The sequence below is a fragment of the Rhodococcus sp. BP-261 genome, from assembly GCF_019835205.1.
Classification (GTDB): domain Bacteria; phylum Actinomycetota; class Actinomycetes; order Mycobacteriales; family Mycobacteriaceae; genus Rhodococcoides; species Rhodococcoides kyotonensis_B.
This window is the reverse complement of record NZ_JABUCO010000016.1, coordinates 1-13,471: the sequence shown is the minus strand read 5'-3', so window position 1 is coordinate 13,471 and position 13,471 is coordinate 1. Positions and strand designations below refer to the sequence as shown.

Here is a 13,471-nt window from a genome sequence, read left to right as displayed (position 1 = left end):
TCGACCTACCCGATGATCTGAGTGCGAGCGGGGAAGTGTCCGGATTCTGGGTCAGGACAGCTCCCGTAGACGTGATCTATGTACGCAAAGGCGAGGATGCACTGTTCAGAGAGCAGTGCATCCTCCATGAGCTAGCGCACATCCTGCTCGGTCACGAAGCCGACACAGCCGTCATCGAAGCCATCCTGAAAGAGTCGTTCATGAGAATGGCGCCTGACATACCGACCGAAATGGTCAACGCGCTCGTAGAAGAACAACGCAACAAAGTGTGCTTCACCCGCGTGCCGGACTTCCTCCAACCGATCGAACTCGAAGCCGAATGGCTCGGAACTGTGATGCTCGACCGTGCGGACGCGCTGCGAAAACCGTTCTACCCAGAAGGAATCGACCCGAAAGACGAGGAAACGCTCCGAAGAGTCGCCACGATTTTCGGATGGCAGATGTGAGTACCTTTTCCGAGGCGATACTGCCCGTAGTGCTGCTGTTGTTCGCGCTTCAAAGATTGACGATGTATCGTCAGAAGCCGCGGACGCGGCCTCTGACTGTCATGCTCTTGACACTCAGCGCTGCTCAATCCTTTCGAATACACGCACTGGCAGACGACAAGTTGGACCCGATCCTCCATCGGGCAACGGGTCTGTGGAATCTTTCGGTGCTCGTCGCACAGATCCTTGCGGTCTGCGCCGCGACCCAGCTGGTTGGAATAGTTGCGCACTCCACCCAGCGCAGATTCCCCCGTCGATACCGCTATAGCCTTAGTGCTGCGTTGTCGATCGCGTTGGGTGTTTCGTTTTTGCTCTCTCCTGCGCCGACTCGGCCGACTCACTTCTTGAGCCAGACCTTCACAGCAGAAGGATGGATGCTCGTCTACTGGGTAATTTTCCTCGGCAGCCTGGCGCTGTGCGTCATAGTGCCGTTGTACTTATTGGTACGCATGGCCCTGATCGTGAGAACTGGAGAGCTCGCCAGAGTGCTCATCGGAGCAGCCCTCGCATGCGCCATGGTTCTGCTCTACGCCGTTCACAAGATCGCGTACCTCGTGGCCTTCGACCGAGGGATTGACAACTGGTACACCCACCACACGGTACAGATTTCGTTGTTCCTCATCATGTCCCCTTTGATATTCGCGGGATATGTTGCAGCAGTGTATGTCTGGACTGCACTGCTTCCCCGCGTGCAACGTTACCGCCGCATTGTGGCCTACATGGAGCGGTGGCAGATCCTGGCCACCCAAAGCAACGCGATCCTCGCCGAAGCCTTGATTCCCAGTTCCAAGCGGACTGCCTGGAAAGCCAGTCGGGACTCCGTTGCCTCCACTCGACTGATGGTGGAAATGGTCGACGGATCGGCTCCGCATCTCACCGGAAGCTCATCTAGAAGATGAACGGTATCAAGCGCTTCGAACGCGACATGTATACGACGTACCGTTCACCCAGTCCCTCGATCATCGCTCTCTCCTCGGCCGGGATCCGACGGACGTACCCGCCCGCCAAGAACGCCACCATGGCCGGTGACAGCCAGTTGCCGTATGCAATGCAGAACCCGAGTGCGCACAGCAGAGCTCCGGCGTACGAAGGATGGCGAATCAAGCTGTACGGTCCAGTCGTCACGACCTCCTGGGCAGGATGGGTGTGGACCTTGAACGTGAAGGATTGTCCGAGCCGCCGCACCGACGCCAGACGCAAAGCCTGCCCCGCGGCGGCGGTAGCCAAGCCAGTGATGAAAACTGTGCGACGGTGGCGAGTACACACTGAACTAGGCGACGCAACGCTCACCAGCAGGCCACCGCCATACGCAAGGACAAGTCCGCGGCCGACGGCGCGGCCAGAACCGTCGTCGCGGTTGGTCGAACCCACCTGCGGTTTCTGTCTGCCGATCCGGTACTCCGACCACGCGAAACTCGCGAACGCGGCAGCCAATACCCCTGCAGCTGCACGGTTCGTCGCAAAAAGAGGGAGTTTCTCGGCTATCACGCTGTCCAGCTTTTCAGACCTGCACAGAAAGAGGTACGACGTGCGCAGATCAGACCGTAGTACGATCTAATGAGGGACCTTCTAAGGCCAGGCGTCGGAATAGCGCTGGTAGGAACCGGCTCCTTCTTCTTGGCGGCATCAGCAACCATGGCGTTCTACATGGCTCCGAAGCTGGTCAAAACTCCACTAGATGTGGACTCATCGACCGTAGCGACCGGAGTTGCGACGCTGTTGGATACGGAGGCACTGGTCGGCGGCGTGCTCAAGGTCGATCATGATGTTCCTATCCGTGTGCTGCAGAAGGTTACCGTCGAGGAGCCGTCCGACAGTGACAAGATCACCATGCAATCCGCCGTTCTGCTGCAACGCGAAGACAGGGCAGGCCCACAGGCGACGGTCAATGCAACAGTCGACAGATTCACAGCAAACCGACGCACTGCCATTCCGTTCGACGATCCGGTGGGTTCGATTCAGAAGTACACGGACCAGCCTGGAGACGAAGTCAGTCACGACGGTCTGCAGCTTAAATTCCCGTTCGACGTTGAGCCACAGTCGTATCCCTATTTCGACACGACAGCGCGACGAAGTCAGGCAATCAACTTCGCTGGAGAAGCCACGTTTCACGACCTCGACGTCTACCGCTTCACGCAGGACATTGCGCCACTCGACACTGGAGGGAAACTGAGCCTGCCCGCAGCTTACTGGGGCATTGACGGAACCGAAGAGATTTTGATGCACCGCTTCTACACGGCGCGACGTGAGCTGCTCGTCGAACCTCGCAGCGGCGCAATCGTATTCGGGAAGCAATACGTCAAGCAGTACTACGGTCGTACGGCCGATGACCCAGCCGCAGTCACGATCGTTGAGATGTCGCCACAGCTCGACACAGCAACCGTCGACGACCAAGTCCAACGCGCGGTAGATTCCAAACGACTAATCGACCTGGTTGAGGTCTACGCACCTGCCGCCCTCGGCATTACAGGACTCGCTGTACTGGCCCTCGGCGTCGGTGCTGCTAGAGCGCGCAGACATCGAGCACACGTCTTGCCAGTGGCAATGAGGGATCGCGATCTGGAAACAGGTCACGCAGCGCACGATCGTTCGGAAGCATCACGAGAATGCGTTCTGAATGACCACCAGGAACCGAGGTAACGAGGTGGTGAACTGGATTGAGCTAGCCGAAGAGACAAGCTCGGAGGTTCTCGAGCCCTCATCGTCCGAAGTCGACAGGACAGGGATCATCCCAGTTACTCACTTCGAGCACCTGGCTTCGCGGGGACTCTACGGCGTGGCCATGGCCACAGACGATCCCGTGGCAACGCTGCCCGCTATCGGCGAGATTCTCGTTAGTGGATGTCTATCGACGGCTTTTGTATGGGCTCAGCACCACGGGACCCTCCTCAGGTTGGCTACCTCGCGAAACGAGTCGCTCAAGACGCGGTACCTCGACAATATGCGCACAGGGACAGTCAAGGCTGGGGTCTCGGGTAGCGGCTATGCCGCCCCAGAGCGACCACTGATACGGGCTAGCCGAGTTTCCGGCGGCTATTCGATCACCGGCAGAGCACCATTCGTGACAGGGTGGAACCTCATCGACGTCCTGGGGATAACGGCTTACGACGAGGGAAGCGACGAGACCGTTACCTTCCTCGCGCCAGCAGAAGAACGGCCGGGATTGTCCGCGCTGCCGAAACACCTGGTCGCAGCCAACGCCTCCAACACAGTCGAGCTCGAGTTCGACAAATACTGTGTCGACGACGAAGACGTTGTAAATGTAGGCCCTGGAAATCGACATCGGCGAAGCACACTGTCGATGCTGGACCGGGTGATCATTCGGATCAACGGATCGCTGGCGCTAGGGGTATCACGTGGCTGCCTGCAGAATCTAGATGCACTTGGAGCTAGCAGCGAACGGCTGAGGCCTCGGCTAGCGGTCATCCGAGATCAGTTGAACTTTGCACTTCAGGATCGAGGCGGAGACGTCTACGCCGCGCGGGCACAGGCTAGCCATTTTGCGGTCGAGGTTGCCGCCTACTATGCAACAGTCGCGGGGAGCGGTGCTGTGAAGAAGGCAAGTACCGCAGAGCGGCTATGTCGTGAAGCTCTGTTCGCGTTGGTGTGCACATCGACTACTGAGATCAGGGAGACCGTACAGGCCTCGATCGCATCTATCGCGCATGCCGAAGGTGCGTCTGAAACAACCAACTCGGCTCAACTAAAGCCAAGCAGCTGTGTGGGTGACCATGATCATGAATCGCCGTCAGGTGTGCAGGCCGAGTCTGTGAGTGGATTGTCCGGCGATGAGTAGAGGCCGAGGGCCCACAAGTCAGCCGACTCTTAATGGCCAGACGACGCGAGGGGCGCGGAGTGGCTCTGCTGCGGGCGCAGTGAAGTGGACTCACAAGCGACGGCGCGGACCATCTTCGATGCGCAGCGAACACCAAACAGGCCGCCAGGGACAGCTCAAACGAACGAGATCTGTCCGGTTGCGGACAGCCACTTTAAATCGGATATCCGAATTTCTCTCGAGGTCGGCGTGTCCTGCTGAATTTCGGCTAGTCGTTAAGGCACGCTGTTGGGCATGACTAGGAGTGATCCACCTCGGCTCGTCGGCCGTCCGCGGGTTCATCACTATGACCCCGTGCAGCTGAACTGCAAGGTGCACCCAGCGATCAAAAAGGCGCTCAAAGAGGAGGCCGCTAAGCGAGGACAGAACGCCAATTTGCTGCTGTCTAAAGCTATCGCTGACCTGGTCGGAGTTCGTCTGGAGGAGCTAGTTCAGTCCGACAGCGAAGCGGAGGTGCTGCGGCATACCGCGTAGGAAAACCCAAATATCAATAAAACGCACCCTTGACGCAGCAGAGCCCCCGGTGGTGTGACCGGAGGCCCTGAGCTCAAGTTGTTGACGAACGAGCGCCAACTCGCCGTCATACTGCGTGACCCCCAGAAAGGGACACTGTCTTGCCTGACAGGTCTCAGGGTACCTTGCACCCTGAAGTAGGTACAAGATTTAATGCTCGTGTCGGCGATGTTGCCGACACCACACCGGACCGTTTGTGGCGACGCTTCGCGCGAGCCATGGCTGCGCGGCAGTCGATGCGGATGTACGACCCGGTCGCAAAAAAGTACGGCGCAGCGGGCCCGTTGACGACCAAACGCCCAGCTCTGCCAGCGGCTGTCCCGTTGTTTACTCACGGTCGAGCGCGCATTGTGGCGCTCGACTTCGACGCCAAGATTCATGGCGCGGACGCGGTCGTCGACGACGTTGCACGCATGCTGCAGTGGCTGAGAGAGTGCGGCGGCCGCGCCGTCGTCGACGTGTCGTCGAGTGGTGGCCGCCACGTGTTGGTGCCGCTGGCACCAGGTAAGACCGTCACAGCCGATCAGGTTCGGCCGCTGCTGCGTCTGCTCGCCGCCCGGCTGCGCACGTTGGATATCACGCCGATGACCAACCCGGCCTCGGGCTGCATCACCGTCCCGGGCTCGGCGTGCAAAGAGGGCGGACACCGGCGGCTGGTCGACGTGGATCCGGCCACCGCCGCCGACTATCTGACTGTCGGCTCCGACCCCGGCACCCTGACCCGCCTCGAAGCCCTCCTCGGCGGCAGCAGCTCCGCGATCACGCACCCGGTCGCCGCTCAGATCCACACCGCCGCTGCCACTGAACGCATCCTCGGCAGCGGCGGCGAAACACGGTTGCACCCGCGGTTCTGCCGCTCCACCCCGCCGCCCGCGGCCGTCACCGAGTTTGCCGCGACAGGCCGTCGCGACCGCACGCGCTGGCCGTCCCGCTCGGAGGCCCGCCAGTCCGTCATCACCCACGCCGTCCTCGCCGGCGGCTCGCCCGACGACATAGTCGCCCGCGCCGCCGCGCCCGACTGGGCGGGACTGCGCGCGGCGTACGCGCACTACGCCGAACCGGCGCGCGCGATCCGCCGCGACGCCGCCGCCGCCCTCGACTGGGCCGCATCGACCCTCCCCGATCCAGTCCGGGATGCTGGGCACAAGCAAAAGCACACAGGGGGCACCACCGAATCGGTTTTACGATCCTGGGTTACCCACGCTCAAACCTGGGTCTCTCGCGAATTCATCTCTCGCCGTGACCGCTGGACCACCCACGTGGTCGTTCAAGCGCTGGCGTGGGCGGCAGCAGTGTCAGGTCAGATCGTCGAAGGGATTCCTACAGTCGGGGTAGGGGGGAGATCGTTGTCGATTGCGGCGGGAATGTTGCCGGAGTCGACGGTGTGGTCGGTGCTCGAACGGCTCCGGGAGATGGAAGGGTCGCCGCTGCTGTTGATCGAACGCGGTGTGGGCCAGAACCCCGACCGCTACGCCCTCGTCCCGACCAAGAGCGCCCAGAACGATCCTGAGCGGCGCAGCAGTGGCCCAGCGGCCGAGTTCGAGGTGGAGGTGGAGTCGGTACATCCAGCATGGAGCGTGCTCGGGTGGCGGCAGAAGATGCTCTACGACACCATCGCAGCGACCGAGACACCGATGACTGCGGAGGAGCTGTTCACCGCAGTCGGGATCGGGCGCACCAGCGGCTACGAAGCACTCGGCGATCTGCGGGTGGCCGGGCTCCTCGTCCTGGACGGCGCGGTCGTGACGATCGGTGCGGCGGACCTCGACGACATCGGCCACCGACACGGCCTGACCGCAGCAGTGCGGGCGCGGATCGTGCGCCACCGCGCCGAACGCATCGTCTGGCGGGAATGGCTCGCTGCCCGCGAGGACGCCCGCACCCCACCCGACCCCGCACTGTCACTGTTCACTGTCGACGACATCGGGTTCGAGCGGTTCGACGAGGACTATCTCGCCGACGTCCTGGACACCGGCCCACCCGACCACTGACTCCCGAGAAGCGCCTACCGGTGAGCGTCAACGCCAGCAGGCGACATCAGGCAGGTTCACGCCTGTCGAACTGGGGCGAGTATTGAAAGTGTGCGTAATGAGACGCAGGCTGTTCTGCTGCGTCGTCACCAGGTGCGTGGTGTCGGCCGGGCGCGCACGTATACCGCGCCCGGGGGATACGCAGCACAGGTGATCGCGCCGACCGCATCGTCGATCCACTCCGAGGACCAATACTGCGGATAGGTGATGACGATCTGCTCGGGCGGGGTCAACACACCGAGCCGGCGGCCGGTGGCGACCATGCATTGGGACAGCGCATCGTCGATGACCTCGCTCGGATGTTGGCCGTGCTTCCACTCGCTCGTGCCGCCCCGGGTCAAGGCCAGCCGCTCGACCCAGCCGCCCTCGGTCAGGGTCGCCATGATCGAATATCCGGCATTGTCGAAGTCGACGGTGAGCACGATCAACGCGGTCATGACGCCCCTCGATCTCGCTGCGGGGTGGGTGTGTTGCGATGACGGGACAGGTGGCCTGCCACCACGCCGCGGTGGTGCGGCCGGGTCGCCTCGCCGGCGGACTCCTGCCGGATGTGCTCGAGCGCGTCGGCGATCGTGTTGTGCATCAATGCCTGCTCGGCGTAGGGGATCACCGGGTCGGCGCCGGAAAATTCCTCCTCGGCGATCTGCTTGAGAAGCCCGACAACGTCGGCGATGGCAGTCCGCACGCGCGGGTCATCGGGATCGCGCCCGTCGTCGAGCAGTGCCTGCCGGTATTCGGGGTCGTCCTCCACATCGACTTGGACGCACTACCCACCCGTCTGGTTCCGCCTACCTCGACGTTCACCCACTGCAGACATAGGTGTCGGTGCCACGTCACATACTCGCGTCCATGCGAATCCGTACCCTGATCGGCCCGCCGCTGCAACAGGAGATCGTACGGTCGACCGCGGTGGCGATCGCCCTGTCGAACCCTGATCCCGACGGTGGCAGCAGTGACCGCCTTCCGAGCCGGACCCTCCCACGTCCCGGCCGACCGACCGACCACTGACGTTCGGCCCTCTGAGTACGGCTCGGACCCGGGGTACCTGACCGGTGCCGCGTGTCCCATGTTGTGTGTCAGTGGGTCGGTTTAGCATGCGGACATGAGCGAGAGGGAGCCTGCCGCGGTCGCCGGGATACCGGAGACGGTGCTCGACGAGCTCGCACAGACTCTGACCGACAAAATCGACGTTCTGCTCGATCGGCTCACCGACCGCGCACTCGCGACGCCCCAGGCAGGCTCGACGGCATGGAAGAAGCAGTGGCAGAGCCGCGACAGCGAGGGCGGTCGCCAGGAGCATGCCCGGCGTCTCTACGTACGCGCAGTGCTGGCCAACCGCGCCGGCATCGGACTCGCCGAAACCACAGCCCCCGCGTCCACTACGGCGCCGCCTGCTGCTCGTCGCCCAGCAGCACACGCCCGCGGGCGCACTCGAACAATGCCCGCGGCCGGCCAACTGGCGATGTTTTGAAAATTACCCCGAAAGCAGGGGAACCAGTTGTTTCCTCCCTGCATCTAACGATGCGGAGGGGTGGTCGGCCGTCTGAGGGGGAGGCCGGCTGCTCCTCCTCAGACGCTGCACACACCCCGCCGCAATCGACATCTGCTACAGCAAGATCAAATTGTCGCTGTGTACCGCGCTCGAGCTCGAAGAACTCGCCGCAGCAACCATCGACACCAGCTGCGTCGCGGTCCTCCGTCGCACCACCACCGGTCATCTCGAACATCACGTACGAACGGGTGCATCCGAACGATGAATAACCATCTCCAGGAACAGATTTCGGTCTGACGTCCGACATCCCACCGGGATCGTGGTGTCGGATGCACTGCCCAACACCCAGGGTGCTCGCCAGTTGCGCGGTATCGACAACGAACCGGCATCCACGATCCGTGACCGAACCGCCTCATGGTCCGGCATCCGTTGTCTCACAACACTACCGCCCCTCAGCCGTCGATGCGGCCATGCATATGGCCATACGTATGGGCTTAGACGTGGGCTTATGGTGTTCCGGCGTTGCCTTCATCGACCCTCTCAGTGCTTGTCCGGTGGTCAACTGCTGTATGGGTGGGTTGAAAGGGGGAGTGTCAGGCGATGCCTTCGTTCAATCGGAGACGACGGCGAAACACCGCGAGCAGAGCCGTGGATCGGACCGTCACCGAACCGCCGTTGGCAACCGGTGGCCGCTGTGCGCCCTGCATGACAGTTTCCCCGGGGACGTTGCCGCCCGAACCCTCGCCCGCACACCATCGGCGACTCGATTGGATGTGCCGGCGGCAGCGCAGCCTGCTCCGGGCTTCGCGAAGGGCGCAGGCACGTGGGGTCGATCGCCGAACCACGAAGTGCGGCCCCAATAGTGCACGACAACACCTCCAACGCCTGAGGCAGTGCCTACCTCGCGCGCCGGCGGACGGACGCGACGATACGGACCACCGCGTCGACGAGGAGGATCGGAACACCCACAACGAGGACGATCGCCGAGGCGATCAACAGCGAAATCAGAACGGGATACATCTACGTCAGTTCGCTGTCGTCGGCGAAGACCAGGGTGCCCGAATCCAAGGCGATTGCCCACCGTTTGGGCCGCGCCCACGTCCGCCCCAGCGCATCACCGGAGCACAGCGATCCGGCGAAATCCTCGACGATCGTCCCCGCCTCCTGCTCGGCGCTGGTCCGTCGCATTTGTACTCTGTCACCAACAGTGCGGCCGGTTTCGACGCCGTCGTTGTTTTCGCTCATGAAGAATTGAAGCAGACCACCCAGACGAACTCGACACGGTGGGAAGTGAACCGGTCCGATATTGCGTGGCGCCGCGGCTGGGTTCAGCGGCGCCGCGCGGGCGATTTATTCTGGTACATCGCCCTATCGGCTTCGGCGAGCAACGCGGCAAGCGCGTTCTCGGTCGGCGGGCCGACTGCGATCCCGGATGTGACACCGATCGCAAGGCCGTCCATCAGTGCGGCGGCGAGCTCTTGCGCTTGGATGCGGTCGTATCCGGCGACGATCACGACGAACTCGTCCCCGCCCAGGCGCGCGATCACGCTCCCGGTGGGTGCTTTCGCTGTCCACGCGTCGGTCAGATCGGTCAGTATCCGGTCGCCGGCGAGGTGGCCGTGCCGGTCGTTGATGCCTTTGAAGTCGTCGACGTCGAAGACGATCACCGCAACATTCTGAGACCGGCGGGCCGCGCGAGCGATCAGGCGGTCGGCGGCGTATCTGGCGCCGGCCCGGTTCCACACCGAGGTCAACGGATCACGCAGAGCATCAGTGATCAGCTCGGCGCCCAACGCCCCGAACAGCTCCGCGGCGCCCAGGATGCACACCACCCACAACGCCGGCCACAGCATCGGTGCAGGGGCTGGGGAGATCAGCAACGCTGTCGTCGACACCGCCGCCACCCCGGCGCACAGCACTCGTGCGGGGACCGGCCGATAGACCGCACGCAGATACAACGCGAGGAACATCGCCGGAATCAACGCCCACACCTGCCCGGCGAGTTGCACGTGAAACAGCATCGACACCGGCGGAGCTACAGCCGCGCACACCACCGCGATGCCATGCCGCACCGCGCCGAGGCGCCGCGGCGCCAACATCACGAGCCCGACCGCGGCAATCGCCGCCGCCCACAGTTCCCCGACCGCGCCGGCAGTATCCCACCACGACATACAGACCGCCGCCGCATACACCACCACCAGCACCCCGAGCAGCGAACCCAGAACGCGGCGACGCCCATCGATCACCACCGAGACCGCAGCCAGCCGCGTTCGCCTCCTCCGCCCGAAAACCACACAGCATCCATCGCTGCATCTTCGACACCGTTACCCACATCGCCATCACATCACTGCGGAGCAGAGCGTCAGGGTCCGGCGAAACTTGTGTCAAACACTGTCCGAACACAGAACACCCGAGCTCCATCGCAGGCGTTCGACATCGTTGTCGTACGCCCGGTTCATCGTCCGCCGCCCGGCTGCGTCCGTGGATATCGGGCGCACACAGCGGTCCAACTCGCCGAGTGAGATTGCCCCGACGGCCGAACAGGGACAGCCAAACCGGCGAACGTCGCTGAGGTGCGGCGGTCAGGGCGTACAGCACGAGTGGGGGATCTCGACGAATGCACGTCAAGAAATCGTGACGAACTGAACCTGTAGGCACGCACGCGAGGGCCCGGGATGTTGTCAGGAAGTCCTGGGGTTTGCGAGCCGTCCCACGGTCAGCGTCCTGGTTTACCCGGGAACGCGTCGAGCCGCGAACCCGCCTGCCGCATGCGTGCTCTACCGTCGCCCAGATGAGGTCCGAGCGTGGAGTACGCCCTTAACGGTGATACTATTTTGTATAAGTGCTTGTGGAGGTGGTTGCGATGGCGTTGATGCCGGACTTGGAGCGGGATCTTCGGTCGATTCCCGCGCAGCGGGAGTTGCTGCAGCTGCGGCTGTTGAGGGCGGTCGCGCACGCCGTCGATGCCGGGATCCCGCAGCGAGTGATCGCCGCCAATCTCGGTGTCGCTCAGCCGGAGGTGAGCCGGATCGTCAAGAAGCTTCGTCTGCAGCCCTGGGCGCGTCGGCGAAGCCCGCGCGAGGTGTTACTCGAACACGCCGCTCAGCTCATCGATCGCGACGCGATGATGGCCGAGCTGACCGCGTGGGACTACACCTACGGACACGACGCCGATGATGATCCGATCGGGGAGAGCTATGTCCGCGGCAGCTGGGATCAGATCGAACGCGCCGGTGACCTGTTGAGCGACGAGGACTATCGCGCCCTCCTCGACGCCACCGCTGATCGACGTGCGCAGGCGAATGCCCGCTGATTCGGCAACATCGGTCTCCGTAGAACTCGAGGCGTGGTGCCGACCGGGCGGGGTGCTCGACAAGGACGGACCACGCGCCTCGATCAACATCTTCGATCCGGTGCCGCGTCGACGGACCCGCGACGGGATCGTCGAGGCGTATCTGTCCGGGCAGACCGAGGTCAGCATCGGTCGCCAGTGCCTAGCGCTCGCGACCGCCGGGCCACCTGGTGTCGGTAAGTCGTCGAGTGTGGAACGCCGACACCTCGCAGGCCGGGGGTGGCGGGTGTTGGACGCCGACCGCGTCAAGGACTACCTGCTGTGCGACGCACTCGACGCCGGCGTCTACGACGACCTGCTCGCCCGCATACTGCCCGACGGATATCGGGTACTGCCGCGCGAGCTCGCGACCCTGGTGCACAGCGAGTCGACGAAGCTGCTCGATGCGATCACCGACATCTGCGTCGGCAGAGGCGAGAACGTCGTGTTGGAGGGAACTTTCAGCTGGCCCGGGCTCGGTCCGCGGCTGTTGACCGACCTCGCATCCTCCGGGTACGACAAGTTCACGATCCTCGACGTCGAAGCGCCCGCTGACATCACTCGAGCTCGGGCGTTGACCCGGTGGTGGCGCGGCCGCGTCGCCGCAGTGGGCGGCGGCGACCCCATGGGTGGACGATTTACTCCGGGATTCGTCATCGACGCCCTGTACACGCCCGGCTCCGATCGGACTATCTGCGCGCGAAACGCCCGCGCCGCCTTCGATCACCCACTCGCCGAGAACATTCCGACAGTCGAGCTATTGATCGAACACCTCGGTGGTGACGACGAGACCTGGGTGAAAGAAGCCGGCGTCGTGGTCTATTCACCCGCCACCGCACAGGGGCCCTCGACGAGCTGAACCGCGAGAGCCAACGAACAAGGAGTATCGATGAACGACAACACGTTCGGGCGGTTGAACGAGCGGATCGACAGGTTACAAGTGGCTCCGCTGATCGCGCACACCGTCCGCACCTACAAGGCGGACCGGGAGGCGATGAACCAGGGGTACCGCGCTGGTCTGGTCGACCTGGACGCCGCCGCCCGGCTCACCCCGACGGAGATACGCGCGCTGCTCGCGACATCTCCAACACGTCCAGAAGACGGAACAGCAGACACCTGACGCTTGGCGCCGACACCGGCTGTTGATCGGTGACGCCGACACGCCGCACATCGGTTCGACGCCCGATCGGCGCGGAGATCGCTGCAACGCCACGCAATCGGCTTACCATTGCCTGGCTTTGAATTGTCACAGTGACGATTCGGTGGATCGGGGCCGGCTAGTAGCCGAGCATTGCATGCTTCGATGACGTGGTGCCCGCGGTCAGCAAGGCGGTTGCTGCGCTCAAAGTGCAGCCTTACGTACGGGCTCACCGGTCGGAGACGGCATCGGAGGAATCGGTGCTGGTTTCGCCGGAATCAAGCAGCGACGCGACACGCGTACGATGATAGCCGGTCGCGGCTAGCGTGCTGAGGTTATGACAATAGATCATTAAATGTGCTGCGGCGCAACATTACTGAACTGCCGATAATAAACCTTATGTCAAGTAGTAGTTCCGTCATTCGCATATTCTGCGAATAGCTCCTCTGCGTGTAACGAGCCCTCGTGTCTCCGAAATCTACTCCTACCTGCACAAACACGCTCGGTCCGCACTGCGGCGGATGCTTTCGACGAGTGCGCGCATGCGACGGACCTACTGCACGGGTACGCCCGCGACCTGGTCTTACGTCGGTATCTGTTGCGGTTTCTGCTCTCTGACTGCAAAATATGCAGGCCGACGAAGGGTG

At 63.0% G+C, this 13,471-nt stretch carries 17 protein-coding genes; 11 read left to right on the top strand and 6 right to left on the bottom strand.

Going from position 1 to position 13,471, the window contains the following annotated elements:
* Positions 1-71 precede the first annotated feature (71 nt).
* Both HQ354_RS17195 and HQ354_RS17190 read left to right on the top strand, forming a co-directional pair.
* Positions 72-446: a hypothetical protein gene (locus tag HQ354_RS17195; protein WP_222635309.1), complete on the top strand. Its 375-nt coding sequence runs from the start codon at positions 72-74 to the stop codon at positions 444-446.
* Positions 434-1,384, top strand: a complete 951-nt coding sequence (locus HQ354_RS17190; protein ID WP_222635310.1) for a hypothetical protein — start codon at positions 434-436, stop codon at positions 1,382-1,384. The genes HQ354_RS17195 and HQ354_RS17190 overlap by 13 nt, the downstream gene beginning before the upstream one ends.
* Here the strand turns inward: HQ354_RS17190 and HQ354_RS25625 are convergent.
* Positions 1,374-1,712 carry an isoprenylcysteine carboxylmethyltransferase family protein gene (locus HQ354_RS25625; protein ID WP_261768876.1) on the bottom strand — a complete coding sequence of 113 codons (339 nt, stop codon included), beginning with the start codon at positions 1,710-1,712 and terminating at the stop codon, positions 1,374-1,376. The genes HQ354_RS17190 and HQ354_RS25625 overlap by 11 nt on opposite strands.
* Positions 1,713-2,042: 330 nt before the next feature.
* Here HQ354_RS25625 and HQ354_RS17180 point away from each other — a divergent pair, with 330 nt between their 5' ends.
* From HQ354_RS17180 to HQ354_RS17165, 4 genes are all read left to right on the top strand, one after another.
* Positions 2,043-3,125 carry a DUF3068 domain-containing protein gene (locus tag HQ354_RS17180; RefSeq protein ID WP_261768877.1) on the top strand — a complete coding sequence of 361 codons (1,083 nt, stop codon included), beginning with the start codon at positions 2,043-2,045 and terminating at the stop codon, positions 3,123-3,125.
* Positions 3,103-4,281, top strand: a complete 1,179-nt coding sequence (locus HQ354_RS17175; protein WP_222635313.1) for an acyl-CoA dehydrogenase family protein — start codon at positions 3,103-3,105, stop codon at positions 4,279-4,281. The genes HQ354_RS17180 and HQ354_RS17175 overlap by 23 nt, the downstream gene beginning before the upstream one ends.
* 333 nt (positions 4,282-4,614) lie before the next feature.
* Positions 4,615-4,794, top strand: a complete 180-nt coding sequence (locus HQ354_RS17170) for a hypothetical protein (protein WP_068426725.1) — start codon at positions 4,615-4,617, stop codon at positions 4,792-4,794.
* A 389-nt stretch (positions 4,795-5,183) separates the two neighbouring features.
* Positions 5,184-6,824 carry a hypothetical protein gene (locus HQ354_RS17165; protein ID WP_222635314.1) on the top strand — a complete coding sequence of 547 codons (1,641 nt, stop codon included), beginning with the start codon at positions 5,184-5,186 and terminating at the stop codon, positions 6,822-6,824.
* A gap of 125 nt (positions 6,825-6,949) precedes the next feature.
* Here the strand turns inward: HQ354_RS17165 and HQ354_RS17160 are convergent, their stop codons facing one another.
* A complete protein-coding gene (locus tag HQ354_RS17160; RefSeq protein WP_222635315.1) occupies positions 6,950-7,300 on the bottom strand; it encodes a hypothetical protein in 351 nt (116 codons plus the stop codon).
* The gene (locus HQ354_RS17155) at positions 7,297-7,614 is read right to left on the bottom strand and encodes a hypothetical protein (protein ID WP_222635316.1); all 318 of its coding nucleotides are present in this window, start codon (positions 7,612-7,614) and stop codon (positions 7,297-7,299) included. Before HQ354_RS17155 ends, HQ354_RS17160 begins: the two co-directional genes overlap by 4 nt.
* A gap of 98 nt (positions 7,615-7,712) precedes the next feature.
* Here HQ354_RS17155 and HQ354_RS17150 point away from each other — a divergent pair, with 98 nt between their 5' ends.
* Positions 7,713-7,871 (top strand): hypothetical protein, encoded by a 159-nt coding sequence (locus tag HQ354_RS17150; protein WP_222635317.1) that lies wholly within the window; start codon positions 7,713-7,715, stop codon positions 7,869-7,871.
* A gap of 94 nt (positions 7,872-7,965) precedes the next feature.
* Entirely contained in the window at positions 7,966-8,334 is a 369-nt protein-coding gene (locus tag HQ354_RS17145; RefSeq protein WP_222635318.1) for a hypothetical protein, read from the top strand.
* 918 nt (positions 8,335-9,252) lie between these two features.
* Here the strand turns inward: HQ354_RS17145 and HQ354_RS25620 are convergent.
* From HQ354_RS25620 to HQ354_RS25925, 3 genes are all read right to left on the bottom strand, one after another.
* On the bottom strand, positions 9,253-9,375 hold the full coding sequence (locus HQ354_RS25620; protein ID WP_261768878.1) for a hypothetical protein: 123 nt from the start codon (positions 9,373-9,375) through the stop codon (positions 9,253-9,255).
* Positions 9,376-9,543 (bottom strand): hypothetical protein, encoded by a 168-nt coding sequence (locus HQ354_RS17140; protein WP_308115219.1) that lies wholly within the window; start codon positions 9,541-9,543, stop codon positions 9,376-9,378.
* 140 nt (positions 9,544-9,683) lie between these two features.
* On the bottom strand, positions 9,684-10,601 hold the full coding sequence (locus tag HQ354_RS25925; protein ID WP_222635320.1) for a GGDEF domain-containing protein: 918 nt from the start codon (positions 10,599-10,601) through the stop codon (positions 9,684-9,686).
* Between the two features lie 596 nt (positions 10,602-11,197).
* On the opposite strand from HQ354_RS25925, the gene HQ354_RS17130 reads away from it, so the two are divergent.
* Genes HQ354_RS17130 through HQ354_RS17120 form a run of 3 tightly spaced genes read left to right on the top strand, consistent with a single transcriptional unit; the run spans position 11,198 to position 12,806 of the window.
* Positions 11,198-11,668, top strand: coding sequence for a hypothetical protein (locus HQ354_RS17130; protein WP_308115218.1), 471 nt, complete (start codon positions 11,198-11,200; stop codon positions 11,666-11,668).
* Complete coding sequence (locus HQ354_RS17125) at positions 11,658-12,545, top strand: zeta toxin family protein (protein ID WP_222635321.1); 888 nt, start codon at positions 11,658-11,660, stop codon at positions 12,543-12,545. Before HQ354_RS17130 ends, HQ354_RS17125 begins: the two co-directional genes overlap by 11 nt.
* A gap of 30 nt (positions 12,546-12,575) precedes the next feature.
* Positions 12,576-12,806 carry a hypothetical protein gene (locus HQ354_RS17120; RefSeq protein ID WP_222635322.1) on the top strand — a complete coding sequence of 77 codons (231 nt, stop codon included), beginning with the start codon at positions 12,576-12,578 and terminating at the stop codon, positions 12,804-12,806.
* Positions 12,807-13,471: the final 665 nt, after the last annotated feature.